This window comes from Vibrio sp. SCSIO 43097, assembly GCF_023650755.1.
GTDB lineage: Bacteria > Pseudomonadota > Gammaproteobacteria > Enterobacterales > Vibrionaceae > Vibrio > Vibrio alginolyticus.
This window is the reverse complement of sequence record NZ_CP071841.1, coordinates 1,247,688-1,269,698: the sequence shown is the minus strand read 5'-3', so window position 1 is coordinate 1,269,698 and position 22,011 is coordinate 1,247,688. Positions and strand designations below refer to the sequence as shown.

The 22,011-nt window shown below is 46.6% G+C and carries 24 protein-coding genes; 12 read left to right on the top strand and 12 right to left on the bottom strand.

Features of this window, described 5'->3' with window-relative positions:
• Nucleotides 1-113: 113 nt before the first annotated feature.
• A complete protein-coding gene (locus J4N40_RS22115) occupies nt 114-698 on the bottom strand; it encodes a LysE family translocator (RefSeq protein WP_064369529.1) in 585 nt (194 codons plus the stop codon).
• A 114-nt stretch (nt 699-812) separates the two neighbouring features.
• Here J4N40_RS22115 and J4N40_RS22110 point away from each other — a divergent pair, with 114 nt between their 5' ends.
• On the top strand, nt 813-1,253 hold the full coding sequence (locus J4N40_RS22110; RefSeq protein ID WP_031780811.1) for an Lrp/AsnC family transcriptional regulator: 441 nt from the start codon (nt 813-815) through the stop codon (nt 1,251-1,253).
• 214 nt (nt 1,254-1,467) lie between these two features.
• On the top strand, nt 1,468-2,646 hold the full coding sequence (locus J4N40_RS22105; RefSeq protein ID WP_136976759.1) for a lytic polysaccharide monooxygenase: 1,179 nt from the start codon (nt 1,468-1,470) through the stop codon (nt 2,644-2,646).
• Between the two features lie 116 nt (nt 2,647-2,762).
• On the opposite strand, the gene J4N40_RS22100 is transcribed toward J4N40_RS22105, so the two are convergent.
• Genes J4N40_RS22100 through J4N40_RS22090 form a run of 3 tightly spaced genes read right to left on the bottom strand, consistent with a single transcriptional unit; the run spans nt 2,763 to nt 4,393 of the window.
• A complete protein-coding gene (locus J4N40_RS22100) occupies nt 2,763-3,383 on the bottom strand; it encodes an HAD-IB family hydrolase (RefSeq protein WP_062730856.1) in 621 nt (206 codons plus the stop codon).
• Nucleotides 3,384-3,421: 38 nt separating this feature from the next.
• Nucleotides 3,422-3,733, bottom strand: coding sequence for a cupin domain-containing protein (locus J4N40_RS22095; protein ID WP_005383281.1), 312 nt, complete (start codon nt 3,731-3,733; stop codon nt 3,422-3,424).
• 9 nt (nt 3,734-3,742) lie between these two features.
• Nucleotides 3,743-4,393 (bottom strand): Qnr family pentapeptide repeat protein, encoded by a 651-nt coding sequence (locus J4N40_RS22090; protein WP_005374358.1) that lies wholly within the window; start codon nt 4,391-4,393, stop codon nt 3,743-3,745.
• 495 nt (nt 4,394-4,888) lie between these two features.
• Between J4N40_RS22090 and ompW the strand changes: the two genes are divergently transcribed.
• The 3 genes from ompW (at nt 4,889) to J4N40_RS22075 (ending at nt 8,260) form a co-directional block, all read left to right on the top strand.
• Nucleotides 4,889-5,533 (top strand): outer membrane protein OmpW, encoded by a 645-nt coding sequence (gene ompW, locus J4N40_RS22085; protein WP_064354457.1) that lies wholly within the window; start codon nt 4,889-4,891, stop codon nt 5,531-5,533.
• A gap of 214 nt (nt 5,534-5,747) precedes the next feature.
• Nucleotides 5,748-6,773 carry an HlyD family secretion protein gene (locus J4N40_RS22080; protein ID WP_064376359.1) on the top strand — a complete coding sequence of 342 codons (1,026 nt, stop codon included), beginning with the start codon at nt 5,748-5,750 and terminating at the stop codon, nt 6,771-6,773.
• Nucleotides 6,770-8,260, top strand: a complete 1,491-nt coding sequence (locus J4N40_RS22075; RefSeq protein ID WP_017634371.1) for an MDR family MFS transporter — start codon at nt 6,770-6,772, stop codon at nt 8,258-8,260. The genes J4N40_RS22080 and J4N40_RS22075 overlap by 4 nt, the downstream gene beginning before the upstream one ends.
• Before the next feature lie 96 nt (nt 8,261-8,356).
• On the opposite strand, the gene J4N40_RS22070 is transcribed toward J4N40_RS22075, so the two are convergent.
• Nucleotides 8,357-8,602, bottom strand: a complete 246-nt coding sequence (locus J4N40_RS22070; protein ID WP_005374351.1) for a Rho-binding antiterminator — start codon at nt 8,600-8,602, stop codon at nt 8,357-8,359.
• 181 nt (nt 8,603-8,783) lie between these two features.
• On the opposite strand from J4N40_RS22070, the gene J4N40_RS22065 reads away from it, so the two are divergent.
• Nucleotides 8,784-9,920 (top strand): MBL fold metallo-hydrolase, encoded by a 1,137-nt coding sequence (locus J4N40_RS22065; RefSeq protein ID WP_054576493.1) that lies wholly within the window; start codon nt 8,784-8,786, stop codon nt 9,918-9,920.
• A 77-nt stretch (nt 9,921-9,997) separates the two neighbouring features.
• Here J4N40_RS22065 and J4N40_RS22060 read toward each other — a convergent pair whose 3' ends face one another.
• From J4N40_RS22060 to J4N40_RS22040, 5 genes are all read right to left on the bottom strand, one after another.
• The gene (locus J4N40_RS22060; protein ID WP_017634369.1) at nt 9,998-10,423 is read right to left on the bottom strand and encodes a VOC family protein; all 426 of its coding nucleotides are present in this window, start codon (nt 10,421-10,423) and stop codon (nt 9,998-10,000) included.
• Nucleotides 10,424-10,597: 174 nt separating this feature from the next.
• The gene (locus J4N40_RS22055) at nt 10,598-11,083 is read right to left on the bottom strand and encodes a VOC family protein (protein WP_025768760.1); all 486 of its coding nucleotides are present in this window, start codon (nt 11,081-11,083) and stop codon (nt 10,598-10,600) included.
• Between the two features lie 139 nt (nt 11,084-11,222).
• Nucleotides 11,223-11,552: a DUF4144 domain-containing protein gene (locus J4N40_RS22050; RefSeq protein WP_033907198.1), complete on the bottom strand. Its 330-nt coding sequence runs from the start codon at nt 11,550-11,552 to the stop codon at nt 11,223-11,225.
• A 24-nt stretch (nt 11,553-11,576) separates the two neighbouring features.
• Nucleotides 11,577-12,113: a DUF924 family protein gene (locus tag J4N40_RS22045; protein ID WP_250654517.1), complete on the bottom strand. Its 537-nt coding sequence runs from the start codon at nt 12,111-12,113 to the stop codon at nt 11,577-11,579.
• Nucleotides 12,114-12,182: 69 nt separating this feature from the next.
• Entirely contained in the window at nt 12,183-14,030 is a 1,848-nt protein-coding gene (locus J4N40_RS22040; protein ID WP_205391299.1) for a M3 family metallopeptidase, read from the bottom strand.
• A gap of 276 nt (nt 14,031-14,306) precedes the next feature.
• Here J4N40_RS22040 and J4N40_RS22035 point away from each other — a divergent pair, with 276 nt between their 5' ends.
• The gene (locus J4N40_RS22035; protein ID WP_017634365.1) at nt 14,307-14,669 is read left to right on the top strand and encodes a hypothetical protein; all 363 of its coding nucleotides are present in this window, start codon (nt 14,307-14,309) and stop codon (nt 14,667-14,669) included.
• Between the two features lie 70 nt (nt 14,670-14,739).
• Here J4N40_RS22035 and J4N40_RS22030 read toward each other — a convergent pair whose 3' ends face one another.
• Nucleotides 14,740-14,913, bottom strand: coding sequence for a hypothetical protein (locus J4N40_RS22030; RefSeq protein ID WP_005374332.1), 174 nt, complete (start codon nt 14,911-14,913; stop codon nt 14,740-14,742).
• A gap of 234 nt (nt 14,914-15,147) precedes the next feature.
• Between J4N40_RS22030 and J4N40_RS22025 the strand changes: the two genes are divergently transcribed.
• From J4N40_RS22025 to J4N40_RS22015, 3 genes are all read left to right on the top strand, one after another.
• A complete protein-coding gene (locus J4N40_RS22025) occupies nt 15,148-16,290 on the top strand; it encodes a sugar diacid recognition domain-containing protein (RefSeq protein ID WP_213904683.1) in 1,143 nt (380 codons plus the stop codon).
• A 158-nt stretch (nt 16,291-16,448) separates the two neighbouring features.
• Nucleotides 16,449-17,801: a GntP family permease gene (locus tag J4N40_RS22020; protein ID WP_005391886.1), complete on the top strand. Its 1,353-nt coding sequence runs from the start codon at nt 16,449-16,451 to the stop codon at nt 17,799-17,801.
• 16 nt (nt 17,802-17,817) lie between these two features.
• Complete coding sequence (locus J4N40_RS22015) at nt 17,818-18,954, top strand: glycerate kinase (protein WP_042522351.1); 1,137 nt, start codon at nt 17,818-17,820, stop codon at nt 18,952-18,954.
• A gap of 95 nt (nt 18,955-19,049) precedes the next feature.
• Here J4N40_RS22015 and J4N40_RS22010 read toward each other — a convergent pair whose 3' ends face one another.
• Complete coding sequence (locus J4N40_RS22010) at nt 19,050-20,486, bottom strand: aminotransferase-like domain-containing protein (RefSeq protein ID WP_250654516.1); 1,437 nt, start codon at nt 20,484-20,486, stop codon at nt 19,050-19,052.
• Between the two features lie 92 nt (nt 20,487-20,578).
• Between J4N40_RS22010 and J4N40_RS22005 the strand changes: the two genes are divergently transcribed.
• The gene (locus J4N40_RS22005) at nt 20,579-21,478 is read left to right on the top strand and encodes a DMT family transporter (RefSeq protein WP_017634359.1); all 900 of its coding nucleotides are present in this window, start codon (nt 20,579-20,581) and stop codon (nt 21,476-21,478) included.
• A 66-nt stretch (nt 21,479-21,544) separates the two neighbouring features.
• A complete protein-coding gene (locus J4N40_RS22000; protein ID WP_005374318.1) occupies nt 21,545-21,832 on the top strand; it encodes a hypothetical protein in 288 nt (95 codons plus the stop codon).
• The last annotated feature ends 179 nt before the right edge of the window (nt 21,833-22,011 follow it).

Here is a 22,011-nt window from a genome sequence, read left to right as displayed (position 1 = left end):
TAGCGTCTTTAAACAAATTTACACTGTGAATTAACGCCAAAGCCTCAAGCAAAATGCAGTATCTGTCCTTTCCCAATTACGTAAAGTGAGTCGTTTTTTAACCCAAAATAGACTTATATCATTGGAATCGTAGACAAAAGCAACAGCGCAGCCATGCTGTAGTTGAACCCCTTAACGCGTTTATCGGTGGTCAACCAACGCTGCAATTGCATACCTGCCGCCGTCCAAAATGTTACCGATGGCAAGTTAGCTAAGCAGAAGATACCGGCGATAAAAGTCAGTTCGAGCCAAGAACCGCCACTGCTGTATACCGTAATGGCCGTCAACGCCATCGACCAACCTTTTGGGTTCACCCATTGGAATGCGACAGCCCCTAAAAAAGACATTGGGCGAAAATCGTGTTTTGCTTCGGTTTTGTCGCTGGTGGCGATTTTGTACGTCAAGTACAGCAAATAACTCAAGCTCAACACTTTCAAAATGGAGTGTGTAATTGGATATGCGTGGAACAGGCTCATCAAGCCAATACCCACCAAAATTAGCATGGCACCAAAGCCGAAGGTAATGCCCAACATGTGTGGGATAGTGCGTTTAAAGCCGACATTTGCCCCTGAGGTCATCAACATAATGTTATTGGGACCCGGCGTAAAAGTGGAGACAAAAGCGAACAACGCCAAAGCGCCCAGTTGATGATATTCCATAGATTGTTCCTTGAATCAGTTCTCGATAAGTTGAGAACAACTATAAGTAGAACTGAGGTCAATATTGTGCTTTTATTTGATGATTAGAAACTAAATAAGCAATGAAACATCATGATGGATAGATTTGACGAAAGAATATTGCAAGTGCTCAAACGAGATGGAAGAATCTCCAATGTGGAGCTGTCGGAACGCGTTGGTTTATCTCCGTCTGCAACCTTACGCCGAGTGCAAGATTTAGAGCGTAAAGGCGTGATCAAAGGCTACCGAGCAGTACTGGATAATCAGCAACTTGGCGTGGGTTTTGTCGCTTATGTGTCGATTGGTTTGGCCTCGCACTCTAAGCAGGCACAGCTGGGTTTCGAAGAGCATGTGCGTTTTGTAAACGAGGTGGTGGAATGTCACAACATTACGGGATCTAACGAATATCTCATACGCGTAGAGACGCAAAATCTCGCCGCTTATAAAGCGTTCCATGCTGATGTGTTGGGTGAGTGCGAACACGTCAAGTCGATCACAACGATGGTGGTGATGGACACACCAAAAGACGAGCGATAGCCAAACGAGAGTGACAGTTTTTGTGGCACATGAATTTGAAGTGACTCGAAAGAGTCAGTCGAGTATGAGAATGGTTCACAACAAATGCTGGAAAGCAGATGGCACTCTTACAATTTCCATATTTATTCTCACCTTCTAAATAATCCCATCCTGCTAGTTTTGCTTAAACCGCTTGTGTTTCAGAGCGGCGAGTCAGCAAAATTAAGGATGAACGATGAAATCACATGTAACACTTCCTCTTTTGAGCTTAAGCGCTGTTGCCGCATTGAGCTCATTTAACGTCAACGCCCATGGCTGGGTAGAGTTTCCAAGTGCTCGTCAAAATACGTGTTATTTAGACGGTGGTTTTTGGACCAACGAGATCCCTAACCAAGCGTGTAAAGCGGCTTTTGAAGAATCTGGTGCTTACCCGTTTGTGCAGCGCAGTGAAATTGCAGCAAACGTACCAAATTACCGAGATATGGAGCATGTGAAAGCCGTGGTTCGCGACGGTGAGCTATGTTCTGCTGGCGATGCCGCTAAGAAAGGCTTGAACTTTCCTTCTCCAAACTGGCAGCGCACCAATGTTACGCCAGATGCAAATAACCAGATTGAATTGGTGTTTTACGGCAAAGCGCCGCACAACCCATCGTACTGGGAATTCTATCTCACCAAGCCAACTTATGATGATTCAAAGCCTCTTACTTGGAGTGATTTAGAGCTGATCGACACCGCAGGTGATGTGTATGTTGATGCGGAAAAACGCTACCGTATTCAGGTGACTTTCCCTGCTGATCGTTCCGGCGATGCGGTGCTTTATACTCGTTGGCAGCGCATTGATGTCGCTGGGGAAGGTTTCTACAACTGTAGTGACATTACGTTAAACGGAACGGGCACGACGCCACCGACTGACCCTGTTGATCCAACCGAACCGGGCAATAATCTGACATCTCTGGGCTACTTTGTTCAGCAAGGTTTCGGACCAGTAGAAGCGGGTGACACCATTCGTTTTCGTACGTTTAATGCGACAGGCAATGAAATTGTCGATATTTCACTACCAATCAGTGCAAACAATACGGCGACTTGGGCGGCAGAAATTGCGGATCAATTTAATGCGCAGCAAACGGGCGATTGGTACGTGGGCATTTGGCATCAAGAGATGAGCCACTACATGTTCGATAGTAACAACGTGAATGCGAACCAAGTATTAGCGCCAAGTGCAGACTTCAGTTATGCGTTGTCACTGATCAAAGCGGATGTAACGCCACCAGTTGAACCAACCAACTTGTGGGACAAGACGGCCGTATACAACCAAGGTGATGTGGTGACGCACAACGGCAAAGAATGGACTGCCCAGTGGTGGACGTCTGGTGAGGAACCAGGCACAACAGGCCAATGGGGTGTATGGCGTTAAGCCAGTTATTCGGGCTCTGAACAATAAAACCCTTCTCATGTTAGAAGGGTTTGTTTTTTTAGCCTAAAACGATCACTTTGGTCGAGTGGTTGTCTTGAAAATCAGAGCACATATCGTTATTCGCTTGCTCTCCACTCGCTCCAGTTGAGCATCGCGTAGTCTGCCAGTTTTAGCATCGGAATGTCTTCGTGTGTATCACCGTAGGCATAAACAGACGCAAATTCGTCGAGCGAAAACGTGGCCCTAACGCGCGAGACTTTTTTTTCTAAACTACAATCACCTTGCTGGTAAAAGCCACTCAGTTTTGGCTGTTCTGAGATCAGTTCACTGCACAGCAAGTGGTAACCGTTCGCTTCACACCAAGGCTTGAGATACGCATTGAGTGATGCCGACACCACCACAATGGTATCGCCTCTGTGCTGATGCCACGCCAACCTTTCCATCGCTTCTGGCCGTAAGTACAGCGGGATCACTTCATGGGCAAACTGAGTGCCAATCGCTTCAATTTTCTGCGTTTCTTTCCCTGAAAATGCAATAAAACTGCTGAGAGGACGCATAACACGAGCGGGTAACACTCCGAGTTTGTACAGCGCATAAAATGGCATGATAGCGACCTTTCCTACTCGTTTGCGCAGGCCATAAGCAGAATAGTGGAGGAAAAGGCTAAACATATCCTCTCGGGTGATGGTGCCATCAAAATCAAACAGTGCCAGTGACGGCTTAGTATTATCGAGCAAATTCAGCGCCTATTTTTTGGTTTAAGATCGTTTTGTGTTTATTGATAAAACACCGCCAACCAGATGGTTTCTTGCGTTGGGTCAGTCCAGCTCACTTTGTGTTTGGTATGAGCTGGAATCGTAACGTGATCGCCTGCCTCAAGTCGTTGCACTACACCTGATTCAAAAGTCAGCTCTCCTGCTCCTTTAAGAACCAAGACCCATTCATGTTCTTCTTGATCGTACCAGCCACTTTCGGGCGAGGTTTGCCCCGTTGAGACAATGCGTTCTATACGCAGGTTTTTGTGGGTCAGCAGGTCTTCGAACACTTCCTCGTCGAGGTTATTCGGTAAGTCTTTAAACAGGTTCATGGCCTTTCCTTAGAGAATGATCAGTCCAAAAGGCGCAAGCAATTGCTCTTGTTGCCAATCACAAATTTTAACACCAAACAGAGAAACGCGGCGAACATCTAGCCCGTCTAGTTCGACATGAGTCAGATCACACTGCTCAACGTTAAAGGTTCCCCATTGTTCTGGCGAGAATTCGCAGCGAGATAAATCCGAGCCTTTGAGAGTTGCCCCTGCGAGGTTCGCACCGTTCCAACGGTTTTCAAAGAGGTCACATTTTTCTAGTAACACTCGTTCGAAGTTACAGTAGGTGAGGTTGCAGCCAGTAATAAAAGCAGAACAGAAAAACATGGTATTGCTGACGCGATTAGCAAAGTTCGCACCTTGGAAGTTTGCCCCTTTGAGATCGCACTTACGCAGCTCCAAGCCCATACAATTGGCGCCGTTAAACAGGCTCATCGCCAACATGCAGTTCGTAAAGCTAGCGTCTTTTAAGTTCGCGAAGCGAAAACTACACCCTTCTAGCGCTTTGGATTCGATAAAGCGACAGTCGATGAACTTAGCATCGCGCAGATCGGCATGGTCGAAACAGCACATATAAAAGTGGCAGTTTTTAAAGGTAGCATTCTGAAAATCGTGATGAGAAAAGTTTTCTCGTTCAAAAATGAGATCGGTTTTTAACATGTCTTCTCCTTAGCTGCGAGCAGACTAGCACTCCAAGTGACTGATTTTCCAGAAAAATAACTTCTTGTATTTCAGTGTTTTACAAACCCCTCAAATCGCGATTTTAAGGGGTCAAACGAGCGTTTTAAGTGGGTTGTTTTTTGAAAATAGAAGACGTAGAGGAAGAAAAAAGTTTTTGCTGGCTACGGATCTTAGCGAGAGGATTCGTGTTTTTGAGCATGCATAGCTTCTCACACGCACAGTTTGCATTACAGAATTGTATCCGATTTGCATAATTTGTTGATCGGTATGGCGTTTCTCCATACAAAAAACCTATATTTTTCACAAATTGATTTCCATCAAAATAGTAGGGTTTCTATGTGCTAGATTGCGCACAGCTCAAAAAGATATAGATACCCGTGTGCTTCAAGGCGCTGAGTTTACTTGAAATCTCAGATCAGTTAGCAGGCACCCCTTTGGGTACGACATAACGAAGCCCTACGAAAGGAAATAAAAATGAAAAAAACAATCTGCAGTCTAGCAGTGGTTGCTGCACTCGTGTCACCAAGTGTTTTCGCTCATAAACAAGGTGACTTCGTTCTTCGTGTTGGTGCGGCGTCTGTCGTTCCAAACGACAGCAGCGATAAGATTCTTGGTTCTCAAGAAGAATTGAAAGTGGATTCAAATACGCAGCTTGGTTTGACGTTTGGCTACATGTTTACAGACAACATCAGTTTAGAGCTTCTAGCAGCAACACCATTCAGCCACGATATTTCAACAGACTTGTTAGGTCTTGGTGATATCGCGGACACCAAACACCTTCCACCAACGCTTATGGTGCAGTACTACTTTGGCGAGCCACAAAGTAAGTTCCGTCCATACGTGGGTGCAGGTCTGAACTACACCATGTTCTTTGATGAGGGCTTCAATAGCACGGGTAAAGGCGCTGGTCTTTCAGATCTTAAGTTGGATGACTCATTCGGTCTAGCAGCGAATATTGGTGTGGACTACATGATCAACGATCAATGGTTCCTCAACGCTGCTGCGTGGTACGCAAACATTGAAACAGAAGCAACTTACAAAGCAGGTGGAGAGAAGCAAAAAACCGACGTCAAAATTAACCCTTGGGTATTTATGATCAGCGGCGGTTACAAGTTCTAAGAAAAACCAGTAGTTACACGCACATTACTATTATTGGCATGACTTTGGGGGCGGTTACGGGGACTGCCCCTCTTTTTTATCCTCGTTTTGATTGCACATCATTTACTCCACTTAGCAACATGCAAAATTGGATCTTTACCTTGCAGATCATTTTATTGTCGGAAGATCGAAAAGTCCTACACTGATCACATAATTGAACAAGTGGACAATATAAATGAGCGACGACATCGCAAAGCATTCCTCCTCCAGATCTAAGCTGGTAAAAACTCTTTTCTTTACTCTCTGTGTTATCGCATTTGGTGCGATGTATTGGTCTTGGCAGTATTCAGACAGTCACCCAAGCACAGAAGATGCCTATGTTAGGGCAAAAATTTTGTCGGTAGCGCCTCAGGTAAAAGGCCAAGTGGTTTCTGTGGATGTCAAAGACTTCCAATCTGTTAACAAAGGTGACCTACTGCTGAAGATAGATTCACGCCCATATTTGTTGGCAGTGAAGCAAGCAAAAGGGGCATACCAATTGGCGGTCCAGCAACATGACGTTGCTGATAAGCAGGTAACTGAAGCCGTTGCGGGCTTAGATGCGGCGCGATCTAACCTGACAGAAGCGCAAGTGGAGTACAAACGTACGGATTCTCTAGTGAAACGTAAACTGGCGTCAGACCAAGATTTAGATACGGCGAAAAACAAACTAGCCAATGCCCAAGCGAGCCTAGAGCAAGCGCGCGCGACGGTAGAAAAAGCCATTGCGAACCGTGGTGAAGAAGGCGCAGAGGCTGCGGTCGTTCAACAAGCTGCAGCACAGTTAGCGCAAGCGGAGCTGAACTTGAGCTACACCGACATTACGTCACCAGTGGATGGCATTGCCGGTGAAATCAATACGCACGTAGGCTCGGTCGTTAGCGTGGGTCAAACGCTGTTCCCTGTGATTTTAAAAGACAGCTATTGGGTACGCGCGAACTTTAAAGAAACCGATCTTACTCATATTAAACCTGGTATGCATGCGGATGTGGTGATTGATATGTACCCAGACGTGGTGTGGAAAGCAACGGTAGAGCAGCTGTCGCCTGCGAGTGGTACATCGTTCTCCTTGATGCCACCAGAAAACGCAACGGGTAACTGGGTTAAAATCAAACAGCGTTTCCCTGTACGTTTGGCATTAGAAGTACCGGCCGATGCGCCGCAACTTCGCGTGGGTGCGAGCTCAGAAGTCACCATTGATTTGCAAAGTAGCGTGCAATGAGCCATCAAATTACGGCAGACAAACGGGGGATTGCCACCGTCGCCGTGATGCTTTCTGCCATCATGGTGTTAATCGATATGACCGTTGCGAACGTGTCGCTATCGCACATGATGGGCGCGTTGGGCGCAACGGCAGACCAAATTACGTGGGTGCTGACGGGTTACAGCATGGCGGAAGCGATCTTCATTCCGATGACCAGTTTCTGGGTGTCGCGCTTTGGTGAACGCAAAGTCATGCTGGTTGCCGTGGTCGGTTTTGTGATTGCCAGTGCGCTTTGTGGGCAAGCACAGTCTCTTGAAGAGATGGTGCTATTTCGCATTATCCAAGGCGCTTTCGGCGCGTCGGTGATTCCATTGGCGCAGTCGACGTTAGTGCAGATTTATCCGTATGAGCAAAAAGGCAAAGCGATGGCGATTTTCTCCATCGGCATTTTGCTTGGTCCTATTTTGGGCCCAGTTGTGGGTGGTGTGATCACCGACAACATTAACTGGCGCTGGATTTTTTACATCAACTTGCCATTCGGTTTGATCTGTACCTCTTTGATTTATCGCTATATCCACATCGACAACAAATCCAAACCTAACTTTGACTGGTGGATCATCGGTTACATGGCGTTAGGTGTGGGCGCGTTGCAGTTTGTGTTGGATAAAGGGAATGAAGAAGACTGGCTCGACTCACGCATGATTCAGACGGCGATATTGCTCGCAGTCATGGGATTGGTGATGTGGATCTATCGCAGTTGGAAAACCAAAAGTCCAATAGCGCCATTGTGGCTGCTGAAAGACCGAAACCTTATGGTCTCGTCATTGATGATTGCCGTGGTGTCGATGGCGATGTTTGGCCTGACGACTCAACAACCAATGCTGTTGGAAAGCTTGCTGGATTATCCGGTCTCAACCACTGGTTTATTAATGGCACCGCGTGGGTTGGCGTCAGCGGCGATGTTGATTTTGGTGATTAAGCTCAATCCGCAATTCGATCCCAGAATCAAAATAGTCTTTGGCTTGAGCTGCATCGGGATTGGTAGCTATTTGATGACGCAGTACTCACTGCAGATCGATACATTTTGGATTGTGATGCCGAGTATGATTCAGGGGATGGGGCTTGGTTTAACCTTCTCGACGCTATCCACCTTGGCGTATTTAACGATTCCGAAAGAGCAATCTGTTGCGGCGGCGAGTATTTACAATCTGTTCCGTACCATTGGTAGCTCGTTTGGTATTTCTATCGCCACCACGTTCCAATATCGTGATAGTCAGCAGCAATGGCATGCGCTGGGAGAGGGTATTAATCCTTATAATCCTAACTTGCATGACTGGGCGGCCAATCAGGGGCTTTCTATTACCGACCCGGTTGCGTTAGACCAATACCAACAGATGTTGCAGCAGCAATCGCAAATGGTCGCGTTTGTGCACACCTTCCAGCTTGTGGGAGTGATGTTCGTGATCATGATGCCGATGCTGGTTTTCATTCGGTCGCGTGAATAACATGAAGTTCCGGTGAATAGTGTAAGAGAACGCCTCTCAAGTTGTGTCAGCTTGAGAGGCGTTTTTTATTGGACAGTGCCAGTGAAAGAAGGACGTTTACTCAAATGTCACTTCGTCAAAATGCGGATTGGTTTTGAGCGCGCGCATTGCGACTAATTGTTCAGTCGGGAAGGCGGTGTGCTCACCATCCATATCTAAAAACAAGCACTCTTGTCGCTGCATGTCGTAGCCTGTGTCGAACGCGTTGCCCTGATGAGTTTCACCATTTTTTAGTGTGATCTCGATAGGGAGCTTAAACATACAGGCGATTTCAATAAAATCGTATTGGCTGCAAGTCACCATAGCTTTCTCCTTTCAAACCGACGCAGTATTCAGAAGGTTTGAGAACCGCTTCCTTAATATAGAAAACGTTTGATTGAAACTGAATCTTCATCTTACACCTCATTTTGGTCACGAAATAGACATACACGCACGTTTTAATAAACCTACTGTTGAGCGTTCGCAAGCGAGACAAAACTACGATATGTCTGAAACGATACTTAAGCGCACATACCTAACGAGTGAACAAAAGACACAAAAGCCAAGTTCACTGATTTCCCCTCAAACCTACCATGCGCAGTTGGCGCACCGTGTTCACCACTCGCCTCAATTTGAAAACGGCCGCGTTAAAAACGAGATGCCAAATATCCCTAGCCCGCAATCATTCTGGCAGGTGTGTTGGAGCTATCTTGGTGGTAGAACGCCATTGAGTCCTAACGAACATCTGCCACATTTCCCAATTCAACCTACGCAGTTTGCGCAGAGAAGTGAATCGATGCGCGTTACTTGGCTGGGCCATTCCACCATGCTGGTGGAGGTCGATGGCATTCGAATTCTGACTGATCCGGTATTTGATTACGCTTCTCCGTTCATCGCAAAAGCGTGGTTTGAACGCAATATTCCCAATACCCATGCCAGAGATTGTTTGCCGATTCCTGAAATTATCGTGATTTCGCACGATCATTACGACCATTTAGAAGCATCGACCATACGTTTCTACGCCGATAAACCCGTGACTTTTTATGTACCCTTAGGGGTTGGCAAGCATCTGATAAAGTGGGGCGTTTGCGCAGACAACATCGTGGAATTCGATTGGTGGGATAGCGTGCACTATGCCGGAATCGAACTGATTTGTACGCCTGCTAACCATAATTCGGGTCGTACTTATTTCGATAAAAACTCGACCCTGTGGGCTTCTTGGGTCATCAAAGGCAAAGAAGAGACGCTCTATTTTAGTGGCGATTCAGCTTACGATTCGCACTTTTCCGAGATCGCACTGCGATGTGGACCAATCGACATTGCCTGTTTGGAAGTGGCTGCTGATGTGAAAGGCCAAGGTTATCCGGTCGAAAACTGGGGGCACATGCAGGCTCATCATACCGTGCAAGCGTTTCGCGATTTAAATGCGAAAAAACTGTTGCCCGTGCATTGGGCTACATACGAGCTATTTACTCACCGCTGGGACGAACCGATTTTAGATTTGCTTACCCATTGTCAAAAAGAACATATAACGCTGCTGACGCCAATGCCGGGGGAGAGTTTTTACGTTCATCAAGAACATATAAATAAACAATGGTGGCGAGAAAAAGAAATAGGTGAGCCAGATATAATTTTGACTTAATAATATGTTCTTACTTCAATAATTATTTTAGAAGTTAACCTTGTTATTTTCAGAATATAACAAGGTTTTTTACTCGCTTACTCATCAATCACTTGAGGTTTTAACTCGACGACATTTCCTTCCGGATCATGTATATAGAGTGATCTACCGAACCCTTGTGCGCCATACCGCTTCGCAAACTCTTCGGTTTCAATGCCGCGCGCACGCAGATATTCCAGTAATTCATCCTCGGAAAAAGGCGCCAATTGCAGGCAAAAATGGTCAATATTACGACCATTTTGAACTGGTGGCTTACCGCCGAGTTGGCCCAATTCGCTGTCTACCGTCACTACATCAATCAATGCGTTACCTGCCCTAAGTTGAGTTAAACCAAGTTCCGTTACTTCGCGTTCGACAGGGCAGCCCAAAATGTCTCGATAGAAATGCAACATAGCATCGAGGTTACAGGTCCTTAAAACAACATGATCAAGCGCTTTGATGGCGATTGGATTTTTGGTGGGCATGCTTCACTCCTTTTTGCATTGTGTTGAGGTAAGTATAAAGTGACCTTAAAAGTGGTGAGAGAAATGATCAAATTCCAGATGTTTTTTTGCTAGAGCGAGTGCAGAAACACTGCAACTCAAAGCAAACAAAAAAGGCTAGCGTATTGCTAGCCTTTTGGGATATGGATGGGGCTATTACTCGTAATCAGAAGCGTAAGTTTCTTCGTAAGAGTGTGAGTAAAGCTCGAATAGGTTGCCGAATGGGTCTTCTAGGTAAACCATTTTCGCAGGCTTATTATCGTCTTCTGGGTGGTAACGCATGATGTCCATGCGAACTTTGCCACCTAGTGCTTCGGTGCGTTTGATAGCACCTTCAAAATCGTCTGTCTGTAAACAGAAATGGAATATACCGATGCGAGAAAAATCCACTTCATGGCGCTCTTGACGTTCTTTCATTTCGAATAACTCAAGGCCGATGCCATCACTTGTCACAAGGTGCGCAATGTTGAAGCCTTTAAAGCCTTCCCCAAAGACCGCAATACACATTCTGCCAATTGCCGTTTCGCGTTCTTCAATCACTTTCGTGTTGCCCATAACGACTTTTAGACCTAGCGCTTGCGTGTAAAACTCAACCGCTTTGTCCATATCTCCGACCATAATACCGACATGATTCATTTTCATTTGTTTGCTCCCAACATGTGTGTTTGAACGTTGTCTTGTTTCGATGTGGGAGAGTATATGGCGTGATATTGATTACATGAAATTATCATAAATTATAAAAATGATAATTTTATTTAATGATGTGCGTATTGGGATTGATTTAGTGAGCTAAGGCCTCAACAGCTTGCCTCACCGAGGTGAAATGAATCTTGATAATGCACCGTTGCGCGAGGCTGAATTCATGCGATTGGATTAATGACGTAACCTCTTCTACGGACAGCGTTCGTTCTTTTGGGTGTAAAAGAGTGGTGTTCGAACCATTGTTTTTCAATTCGAACGTGTTGCCATTTGAGTCAATAACGTAATCATCTTGCCCAAAAATGAGGGCTTCGCATTCAGAGTCTAAGTCGGACTGGGAATGCGTGTAGATCAGCTCATCGTCGCCGTCTAGTTTTAGCAAGCATGGCCAGCATACTGCGTGGTCTCTCATGGTTAACTCATTATTCATTGTTATTTAGAAACTTGACCCAGGTTGTTGCAAAAACGCTAACTCTTCGGGAGTGCTCTTTCTTCCCAGTATCGCATTGCGATGAGGATAGCGCCCAAACTGGTCGATGATGGCTTTGTGTTTTAGCTCAAAATCGTAGTTATTTTCAAGCCCTGATGCGCGAAACAATTTTTCAGCTTCGACATGAATGAGGCGAGATTCGCTATGCATAAATGGCATGTACAAAAAACTTAGCTGCTCAGGCGCTAATTCTTTGTCGTGACCTAACCGAATTGCCTCTTGAGCCAATGCTAATGCGAGTTGGTCTTGTGCAAACGCTTTTGGGGTGTTGCGATACACATTACGTGAAAACTGGTCGAGGACGATGATTTCGGCCAATCGTCCTTGTGCGCTGTTACGCCAATTAAACAGTTCACAACGAGCGGCTTGTTCTAATACCGAGGCAAATCGCGATGCAATACGCTTGTCCAGTTCTGGGTTGTTTTCAAACCAATTTTGGGGCGATAGCTCCTCGAACCAAAATTTGATGACTTCTTGGTACATGGATCTTCCTTCCTATTGCATTAGCTAAAGAATAAAAAGCCAGAAGGCGAGCTCCTGGCTTTCTGCGTGTTATCGACCGTAAGTCTCTACGATGTAACGTTCAAAATCGTCACACATTTGTTCGTCAGAGATGGCGTTGCTTGCCAGCTCTTTACTGCCGTCGACGACTTTAATCGCGGCGTTCAGTGAAGCGACTGATGCTCGCTCTCGCGTCGCAAGTGAGTCGATTTTCTTCTGCTGCACTTCCCATGCCTGTTCTGGCGACAGGTTACACACGTCTGCAAGGTATTTGGCATTGAAGCCTTCGCCAGTCAGGCTGACAATGGTTTCGTTGTGCGACAAGTGATTACCTGCGTGCCAGTAGTGTTTTGCCAGCAGTGGGCCAATTTCTGGGTTATCCGTCAGGTAACCAAACTTCTCAAGGAAGTATGCACGGGTCTGATACACCGCCATGTGCGCGAGTAGATAACCTTGATACGCACAAGCTGCTTCGTCGGATAGCAAATGTGGAATCGCCATCAGTGGGCGAGGGCTGCATTCCAAACCAAGGATCTGCTTTTCACAATCGCGAGCGAGCTTAGTGATGCGCTCTGGCGTTAACTCGTCATCGCTCAATTGATACAACGCGCGCTCAAAATATGGTACAACCAAGATGCTACGTTCTTCATAAGCTTTGAATGGCTGACGGCTGTTGATCATTGCTTGAATAATCTCATCAGGAACAGAATTCCCTTCATCATCCAGTGCGTACTGTTTTAGCCAATCGGCATCGGTTAACAGGCTATCACAGAACATCGACTGAGTTTCTGCATAAGCCATTGACGTCGGCGAAAACTCCTGCGAGAAACAAGGCGCGTTCATTTTTACGTTCGCAAAGTGTGCTGCGTGGCCGCCTTCGTGGAACAGCGTGTTAATGCCATCGTAGCCGCTTCCCACTTGGTCTGGTTTGGCATTACTGGTGAAGTTCACCTGCGCTGCGACCCATTCGCCTTGATTATAGAAAGAAGGGATAGGGCCGTGGCAGAACCCATTCGGGTACTTACCTTTGCGATCTAGTAAATCCAGCGTTAGCGTCGCGCCAGAGTAATCAATATTTAGGCGACCAAATGATTCTACCCAGCGTCTCAGAGATTTTGAGAACGGCACGTATGGGTCAAGGTCACGCATAACGTCACCCGCGAATGAGTAAACAAAGTTGTAGCCTGCTAGTGCGCTTGCGCCTTTCTCTTTCGCCAAGTTTTCTAAGCTGTTTAGGTGTGCATCTCGCGTGCGTTGTTCGAAATCTTCCAAAATCTCGAATAGCTGCTCAGTGCTCATCTTTTCCGTTTTTTGCACGGAGTAATCAAAGAAAGTCGCATAACCCAGTGAGCGAGCGAACTGGTTGCGCAGTTTGATCAGTTCAATAAAGCCGTTTTGCAGTAGCCATTGTTCAAGGTTCAGCAACGCTTGATGAGCCGATTGGCGAACTTCTTCATGATTGCTGGTGCGAATGGTTGAGCTTAATACTGGAAGTGAACCTTCTACTTGCTCGCCGTTCTCATCGGTAAATGTTTGTACGTGGTTCTGTTTTTTCTTGAAGAGCTCAGCTTCAAAGGCAATGAGCTGATTTTTCAACGCTTGTGCTTTTTCGCCCTCGATAGCGTGAGATTCAAACATCGCCAGCCAACCAGATAGACCCGTAATGGTTTGTTGTTTCTCTTGTGGGTCGGTAATTGAGTCCGCGGCTTCAAGCTGTTGTTTGATGTCAGTAATTTGCTCGGCGTTGCTTAAAAAGCTTGTCCATGCCGTTTGTGCTTGCGTCGAGCCATCATGGTCATCGCTGATCCCCATGTAAGTTTCCCAAAAGAAATCTTCTTTGGTGCGGTGAATCGCAAGGTAACGTTTATTGAGGTCGTTGAGATAATCCGTTGCGGTCATTTTGATCCTTCAAATGGTTTCGTTATGTAGACAGTTGATTATTGCACGCTTGGTCGCGAGAAAGGAACGCTAATCTCATTTGTCGATTTTGCATCGCGTAAAGGTGATTTTACTATTTGTTTACATTTGGGTGAGTTAATAGGAGTTATGAGCTTGCAGTGTTAAGACTGGTATGGAGTTTACAGTTTATTAAGTAATTAATCTGCAGTGCGCTATCGATGATCCTTATCAGGTGTAATAAGATTTCCATATCGTGGCGATACAGTTGGAAACGATATGATAAATAAGACAAAAGTTACGTTATTGGCGGTAGGTACGATTTTAGTTGGATGTTCCACAGTCGCGCCACCAAGAAATGATGCGGTTGAAAGCATTCAACAAAAGTGCTCTGTGATTTTAAGCAATGATGTTGCGGGCGATCAGCGCTGGCAGACGTACAACGGCTTGCTTGTAGAATATGCCGTGCATGGCGTTAAGAGTCAGGCACAACTGGAACGTTTTGAAGCGTTTGTGCAGAGAGTGCAAGATGATGAGTCTGGACAGTTAGTTACTGAGTTGATTGAGGTCACCGACTGGGGATGCTCAAACGGCAATTATCTTGAAGAGATGAGCTTGTTTATTCAAGAAGTTCAAAAGTAAAAAACCGAGCGTTAAGTCGCTCGGTTTTTCTGTTTGTGGAACGCTTTTGTACGCCGGTTCGTCAGGACGTTTACTCCTCTGGATACTCGCCCATACCTTGCGTTTTACCTTCCGCTTTCCAATGCTCTCCAGGAGCAAATGCTTCATCGCATAAATCTACGGTGTAGCCCATTTCTGTGATTTCCTTCAAAGTGAGGTTATCAGCAATATTTGCAACTTCCCCCGATTTATTCCGTAACTCCATGTTGATCTCTCCTCTGTAGGTAGACGAGTGGCATCAATGCACAGTGAAGAATGCATTGCTAACCTTTGTTCTAAGTATATAACCCTCTGCTAAAAATGAAGGTTTAATCCACTTTTTAAATGTGGTTAATTGGATAATGCTTTGAGCTGCTTCCGTTATTTAGAACCGCAGCATCGCGATAGTTTGCCATTTGTGATTTATTGAGTGATTAAACGGTCAATTTGGAAACTCGAAATGGTGATTCTCGACCACGCTTTAGCACAACAAATTGTTGATCGAACCATGTCCATCATTGGTCACAATGTGAATGTGATGAACTCGGCAGGCATCATCATTGGCAGTGGCGACCCTAAACGTGTTGGGCAAGTGCATGATGGCGCGGTACTGGCGCTGAATCATGGCGATTCGCTAGAGCTTAATGAGCAGCAATGTTTGACGTTGCAGGGTGTCAAACCCGGTATCAATATGTTGTTGAAATTACATGGCGACGTGGTCGGTATTGTTGGCGTCACAGGAGAGCCGGAGAAAATCCGAGATTTTGCAAAACTGGTTAAAATGACCGCTGAACTAACAATCGAGCAAGCTGCGCTGGTGGAAAAATTTCAGTGGGACAGACGTCATCGTGAAGAGTTTATTCTGGCTTGGATCAATGGCAAATTGACCGATGAAGAGCTGAAAGATTGGGCGATGCGTCTTTCTATCGATGTTACTCAACCACGGGTGGCAACGGTGATTGAAGTCTCGACGCCGTCGGCCTCGAAAAGCATGAAGAGTGTGCGCAATATTGTTGAGCTGCTTGAATACCCAGAGCGTAACAACCTAGTTGCGATTGTCTCAGTGAATGAAATTGTGGTGTTGAAACCGTGTCATTCCGCCAAGCAGTGGGATAGCCAAGTTGAAAGTGAGCGCATTGATAAGTTGATGTCGCGTTTAAGCGATCACGATTCGCATACGTTTCACATTGCGCTAGGGCAGCTGTTTAATGAGCCTAAAGATGTCGCGTTGTCATACCAAAGCGCGAAGCAGGTATTAGCCATTGGCAAGCAGTTCTACCCAGAGAAACGTAAGTACCTGTTCGATGAACTTCGTTTGCCTGTTTTGTTAGCGCCGTTGGCGGATATTTGGCAAGGTGAACAAATTATTGATGGTGTGAAACGGTTGAAAGAGAAAGACAAATCTGAGCAATTATTGAAAACCCTAGATGCACTGTTTGAATGCAATGGCAATGTAACAGAATGCTCTAAAATGCTGTTTATTCACCGGAACACTCTGCGCTATCGGTTAGAGAAAATCACCGAGATAACAGGGCTACCAACTACCAATTTTGTGGGGTTAGCGGAGCTTTATATTGCGACTCGGCTCTCAAAAATGTCGTGATATTGTGCATCTGCACAATACGCGTCATTTTTTGACCACATCATTTGTCACTCCGCCTAAAGGAATTCTAAAGCAAACGATTAATAATTCATGCGTCCCTACATGTTGAGTGAGCCAACACGGACTCGCTCAGCAAAATAAGAATAAATGGAGTTATCATGAACCTTATATTAATCCTGCTCGGGGTGATCGCATTTATTGTGCTCACGACCACCAAATTCAAATTACATCCCTTTTTAGCGCTGATCATCGCGGCGTTCCTTGCGGCATTTGCTTACGGCTTACCGGCAGATAGCATTGCCAAAACCATTGCTTCTGGCTTTGGCGGCATCCTTGGTTACATTGGTTTGGTTATCGTTTTAGGTACTATCATTGGTGTTATTTTGGAAAAAAGTGGTGCGGCGATCACCATGGCCGATACGGTCATCAAAGTGTTGGGTGAGCGTTTCCCAACATTGACCATGAGTATCATAGGTTACATCGTTTCTGTTCCGGTATTTTGTGATTCAGGCTTTGTCATTCTGAACTCGCTCAAAGAATCACTCGCGAAGCGTTTAAAAACCTCAAGCGTTGCGATGAGTGTGGCGTTGGCAACTGGCCTATACGCAACGCACACGTTTGTGCCGCCAACTCCTGGCCCGATTGCCGCTGCGGGTAACTTAGGCCTGGAATCTAACCTTGGTTTAGTGATTGGTGTGGGTGTGTTTGTTGCAGCGGTTGCGGCGTTAGCGGGGATGTTGTGGGCGAACCGATTCCAACATGTTGAACCAGATGGCATTGAAGCCGTAGAAGAAATTCAGCAAGACTGGCAAGCACTCAAAGCGTCTTACGGCAAATTGCCAACGGCGAGCCAAGCATTCGCTCCTATTTTTGTTCCTATCTTATTGATCTGTTTTGGCTCTATCGCGAAATTCCCAAGCCTACCGCTGGGCGAAGGTTTTGTGTTTGATGTTCTGACTTTCTTAGGACAGCCACTAACGGCATTGGTGATTGGCCTGTTCCTTTCTGTTCGCCTACTCAAGTCAGACAACAAGATTGAAGAATTTGGCGAGCGAATCAGCCAAGGTATTACGGCTGCTGCGCCTATTCTTTTGATTACCGGTGCGGGTGGTGCATTTGGCGCGGTATTAAAAGCAACGCCGCTAGGTGAATACTTAGGTACGACGCTATCGGCGCTGGGCGTGGGTATTTTCATGCCATTTATCGTTGCGGCTGCGCTAAAGTCGGCGCAAGGTTCATCAACGGTTGCATTGGTGACCACATCGGCTTTGGTTGCGCCTATGCTTACGCAATTGGGGCTCGATTCAGAAATGGGCCGCGTATTAACGGTGATGGCGATCGGTGCTGGTGCGATGACGGTTTCTCATGCAAACGACAGTTTCTTCTGGGTAGTTTCGCAGTTTAGCCGCATGTCGGTGGGCTTAGCGTACCGCGCGCAAACCATGGCTACGCTCGTTCAAGGTGTCACGGCAATGGCATTGGTGTACATTTTGAGCCTCGTTCTCTTATAAGTCTCTGGAAATACGTATGAAAGTGGTAATTGCACCTGATTCATTTAAAGAAAGCTTAACCGCCAAACAAGTGAGCGAGGCGATAAAAACGGGTCTTGCTCGCGTATGGCATGATGCTGAGTTTGTTACGGTTCCGGTCGCAGACGGTGGCGAAGGCACGGTTCAATCTTTGATAGATGCAACTCAAGGCGAACAAGTCTTCACAACAGTGACTGCGCCATTAGGGAATGATGTTGAAGCGTTTTATGGCATCCTCGGCGACGGCGAAACTGCGGTTATTGAAATGGCGGAGGCCAGTGGGCTACACCTTGTGCCGAGTGACGCTCGCGACCCAAAACTGACCAGTAGCATTGGTACCGGACAGCTGATCAAACACGCGCTAGACAGAGGCATTCAACGTTTAATCATTGGTTTGGGCGGCAGCGCTACCAATGATGGTGGCGTGGGCATGTTGACCGCGTTGGGGGTGGCGTTTCTTGATGAATCTGGTCATGCAATTACCCCAAATGGAGGCGGGTTAGCGGCGCTTGCGTCCATCGATATTTCTGGTCTTGACCCTCGTTTAGCAACTTGCGAAGTGTTGGTAGCGTGCGATGTTGATAACCCACTCTGTGGTGACAAAGGCGCGTCGGCTATCTTTGGCCCGCAAAAGGGAGCGACCGTATCAGACGTTACTCTGCTCGATAACGCATTGCGCAAGTTTGGCGAGTTGACGGAACAAGCGACGGGTAAGCATGTACTGACTCGTGAAGGGGCGGGTGCTGCTGGTGGTATGGGCGCGGCCTTGCTCGGGTACACGCCAGCACGTTTGCAACCGGGAATTGAGATTGTGCTTGAAACGGTCAAACTTGCTCAGCATGTTGCGGATGCGGATATCGTATTTACAGGCGAGGGTCGAATCGATCATCAAACCGCACATGGCAAAACGCCGATGGGCGTTGCTCAGGTCGCCAAGCAGTGTAATTTACCAGTCATTGCATTAGCAGGCTGTGTGGGCGACAACTATCAGGCGGTTTATGAGTGCGGCATTGATGCGGTGTTTGCTTGTGTACCAAGGGCGATGAGCTTACCTGAGGCCATGAAAGAGGCCGACGTCAACGTTGCTAACTTAGCCGAAAACGTCGCGAGAATGTGGCAAATTAAGTCGCACTGAAGGCGATGACGATACGAAAAACTCCACCTTTGCGTGGAGTTTTTTGTTGTTACGTGTTTGCGTGTGTAGGCATAAGTTCATTTAGCAAGAGCGAGTTAACAGGCATGCTTTGCTATCAATTTTGCCAGTGTTTGCATCGCGTGACTCCAATCGGTTTCATGACCAAAGTTTGCCACGCTGAGGCGTACGCAATGCCGATATTGCCCTTGAGTGCCAAATACGGTGCCGGGAAGTAGGCTGATTCTGTGCTTATTGCATGCTTGATACAACGCATAGCTGTCCGTGTCTTCGGGCAGTCGCAACCAAAGTAAGAACGAGCCTTGTACGGCGTTGATCTGGTATCGATTTTTTAGAGGTTCGTATTCATCCAAGTATTGATGAAGCATCTGGATAAATCGTCGCATGTTGTTTTGATAAACCCGACCCATTCGCGCAGTATGCGTTCGATACTTGCCTGACGTTAGAAACGTTGCCACGGCGGATTGCATTAGGTTCAAACTGCCCATGTTTTCACACAGTAGATATTGCTCAATTTGATCTCGATATCGCCCCGCCAACATCCAACCAATTCTCAAACGCGAATCGAGCGTTTTGGATAACGAATTTACGTAAATTACGCGTTGCTTGTCATCGAGCAATCTCAAGCTTGGCAACGGCTTGTCATAGCTTAACCCGCCAAACACATCGTCTTCGATAATAGGAACATTGCCGGACGCCAATAGCAATTGCTGGCGCTTTTCTAACGGCATCATGGCACCAGTAGGATTGGTGAAGTTTGGCGTTACGATGATCGCTTTTATGTCCCATGTCGACATCGCTTTTGCTAAGGCTTCGGGGCACATACCGTCTCGTGGGCAACTCGGGATTTCCACCACTTTGAGGCCGAGTGATTCGAGCATCAATAAGTTACCAAAATAACAAGGAGACTCCACCGCGACGATATCGCCTTTTTGTGTCGTTGCGCGCAGCGCTAGGCTTATTGCTTGTTGAGCGCCGTGCGTTACCATGATCTCATCCAACTTGGCTGGTGTGCCCAAATCTTGCGTGATTTTCGCTAGTTGTTTGATTAAGAGGTGATCACCGGGTGGTAATTGGTAATGGCTCGGTACATGCGTTTGCTGGCGGCTGTGGCGGCCGATCTCGGCGTACAAGCTTTTGATCGCGGGGGAGTCAATGTTTGGGTGGGCAGAACCGGTAGGCAAACGCTCTTGGTATTCAGGATAAGTAAGGATTTCTTTGCAGATCGAGAGCAAATCCACGCGAGTCGGATCCGGAATTGAGCGAGAGGTCGGCAAGGCGACTTTAACTCGATAACCCGATTTGGGAACCGAGTAAACCAAGTTTTGTGCTTCCAGCTCTTGATACGCACGAATCACGGTATTTTTACTGACGTTTAATTCTTGGCTCAACGAGCGAATGGAGGGCAGTCGATCATCCGCCTGATAAACGCCACCATTGATGGCTTGTTTGAGGTGTTTTTCCACCACGAGGTACTTATTCCCTTCACCGCTTTCCAATAAATCTGTACCCATAAAAACACTTCCATCTGTCACTTTTTGAAAACACTGTACCTAATTACATTAGCAGTATCTCAAAACATAAAACAAGCGTGAGTGAGGCGATCATGTTAATCCGAGCCATCCCTTTTGTATTTGTCATCCTTTGGGCTTCTGGATTCGTTGGTGCGCGTTTTGGTTTGCAATATGCCGAGCCAGCGACACTACTTTCTATCCGTATGGCATTCAATGTCTTATTGTTTCTGGTTCTTGTGGCGGTATTGCGTAGAAGGTTGCCGACAGGAAAAGATTTTTGGCACAGCTGTGTGGTTGGGGCGTTAATCCACGGTTTCTATCTGGGCGGTACTTATTTCGCTATCGCTTTGGGTATGCCAGCGGGGTTGAGTTCGTTGCTGGTGGGCATTCAGCCGATTTTAACCGCGGCTTTGCTGGTGGCGTTTGTTCGTGAGGAATTTAAACCCTCGCAATGGCTGGGTTTGGCTCTTGGTTTTGTCGGTATCGCTATGGTGTTGATGGGCAAAATGGAGTGGCAATCCGAGCAGCACAAAGTGTTGGCCATTGGTTTGTGTTTATTGGCTTTGGTTGGTATCACGCTAGGGACGCTGTATCAGAAAAAACATTGCCAACAAGTGGATATGGTGGGTGGTGCGACGGTGCAATATTTGGCCGCGCTCGTCATGTTTCTGCCCGTTGCGATGCAGTTTGAAACCATGCAAGTGCAGTGGGAACTGGAGTTTATTTTGACTGTGTTGTGGTTGGTCGTCGTGCTCTCTTGTGTAGCTATTCTACTGCTGCTGTACATGGTTAAGAACGGTGCTGCATCGAGCGTAGCTTCTGTATTCTACCTGGTGCCGCCAACGACGGCGATTCAGGCTTGGCTCGCGTTTGGAGAGTCATTTGATTGGATGGGGATTTCTGGTTTCGTACTGGCAGCTACGGCGGTGTATTTGGTGGTTAAAAAGCCGGATCTGACGATAAAGAAATCGATTCAAACAGAATATACCTAAATTGGGTAGGGACATTTGCGTATCAGTGGGTACAATCTGCTTCATCTTAATCCGTGGAGCAGAATGATGAAGGTAAAGCCAGATCGAATGACCGCCATGCGTAGCATCATCGAGCAAGTAAAAGCGGAACTACCAATTTATGAACCAGAAACGTTTGTATGTGGACCAGAAGGGCAGTGCATTGGCTGTCCGAAGAAATTGTTGGAAATGGTCGATTCAGAAGTCACTTATTGGGAGTCAGCCATGGAGCGCGGCATTGTTCCGCAGTTCGATGAGATTCGTCGTTTTGGCAAAATGTGCACGAATGTTCGTCGTGGTCTGGTGCGAAATAATGTGCCTTTACTCAGTAACTAGAGAGTAAAAACCGTCTAATATCTGACACATAGCGTCGTTTTGTTACACTGCTCTTTGGCTGCTGTTCTCAAGTTTGAGTGGTGTTTGTCTCTTCTTACCCCTTAAGCCTTTAATCGTAAGAAATTGGCGATATATTGGCTCGGTCTCACATGGATGTGGGGCTATTGTCTTGGGCTAGT

Excerpts from the sequence above, each read along its gene's own strand:
- J4N40_RS22115 (WP_064369529.1), bottom strand. The coding sequence starts at position 698 with ATGGAATATCATCAACTGGGCGCTTTGGCGTTGTTCGCTTTTGTCTCC.
- J4N40_RS22110 (WP_031780811.1), top strand. The coding sequence starts at position 813 with ATGGATAGATTTGACGAAAGAATATTGCAAGTGCTCAAACGAGATGGA.
- J4N40_RS22105 (WP_136976759.1), top strand. The coding sequence starts at position 1,468 with ATGAAATCACATGTAACACTTCCTCTTTTGAGCTTAAGCGCTGTTGCC.
- J4N40_RS22095 (WP_005383281.1), bottom strand. The coding sequence starts at position 3,733 with ATGAACCTGTTTAAAGACTTACCGAATAACCTCGACGAGGAAGTGTTC.
- J4N40_RS22090 (WP_005374358.1), bottom strand. The coding sequence starts at position 4,393 with ATGTTAAAAACCGATCTCATTTTTGAACGAGAAAACTTTTCTCATCAC.
- ompW (WP_064354457.1), top strand. The coding sequence starts at position 4,889 with ATGAAAAAAACAATCTGCAGTCTAGCAGTGGTTGCTGCACTCGTGTCA.
- J4N40_RS22080 (WP_064376359.1), top strand. The coding sequence starts at position 5,748 with ATGAGCGACGACATCGCAAAGCATTCCTCCTCCAGATCTAAGCTGGTA.
- J4N40_RS22075 (WP_017634371.1), top strand. The coding sequence starts at position 6,770 with ATGAGCCATCAAATTACGGCAGACAAACGGGGGATTGCCACCGTCGCC.
- J4N40_RS22070 (WP_005374351.1), bottom strand. The coding sequence starts at position 8,602 with ATGGTGACTTGCAGCCAATACGATTTTATTGAAATCGCCTGTATGTTT.
- J4N40_RS22065 (WP_054576493.1), top strand. The coding sequence starts at position 8,784 with ATGTCTGAAACGATACTTAAGCGCACATACCTAACGAGTGAACAAAAG.
- J4N40_RS22060 (WP_017634369.1), bottom strand. The coding sequence starts at position 10,423 with ATGCCCACCAAAAATCCAATCGCCATCAAAGCGCTTGATCATGTTGTT.
- J4N40_RS22055 (WP_025768760.1), bottom strand. The coding sequence starts at position 11,083 with ATGAAAATGAATCATGTCGGTATTATGGTCGGAGATATGGACAAAGCG.
- J4N40_RS22050 (WP_033907198.1), bottom strand. The coding sequence starts at position 11,552 with ATGAGAGACCACGCAGTATGCTGGCCATGCTTGCTAAAACTAGACGGC.
- J4N40_RS22045 (WP_250654517.1), bottom strand. The coding sequence starts at position 12,113 with ATGTACCAAGAAGTCATCAAATTTTGGTTCGAGGAGCTATCGCCCCAA.
- J4N40_RS22040 (WP_205391299.1), bottom strand. The coding sequence starts at position 14,030 with ATGACCGCAACGGATTATCTCAACGACCTCAATAAACGTTACCTTGCG.
- J4N40_RS22035 (WP_017634365.1), top strand. The coding sequence starts at position 14,307 with ATGATAAATAAGACAAAAGTTACGTTATTGGCGGTAGGTACGATTTTA.
- J4N40_RS22030 (WP_005374332.1), bottom strand. The coding sequence starts at position 14,913 with ATGGAGTTACGGAATAAATCGGGGGAAGTTGCAAATATTGCTGATAAC.
- J4N40_RS22025 (WP_213904683.1), top strand. The coding sequence starts at position 15,148 with ATGGTGATTCTCGACCACGCTTTAGCACAACAAATTGTTGATCGAACC.
- J4N40_RS22020 (WP_005391886.1), top strand. The coding sequence starts at position 16,449 with ATGAACCTTATATTAATCCTGCTCGGGGTGATCGCATTTATTGTGCTC.
- J4N40_RS22015 (WP_042522351.1), top strand. The coding sequence starts at position 17,818 with ATGAAAGTGGTAATTGCACCTGATTCATTTAAAGAAAGCTTAACCGCC.
- J4N40_RS22010 (WP_250654516.1), bottom strand. The coding sequence starts at position 20,486 with ATGGGTACAGATTTATTGGAAAGCGGTGAAGGGAATAAGTACCTCGTG.
- J4N40_RS22005 (WP_017634359.1), top strand. The coding sequence starts at position 20,579 with ATGTTAATCCGAGCCATCCCTTTTGTATTTGTCATCCTTTGGGCTTCT.
- J4N40_RS22000 (WP_005374318.1), top strand. The coding sequence starts at position 21,545 with ATGAAGGTAAAGCCAGATCGAATGACCGCCATGCGTAGCATCATCGAG.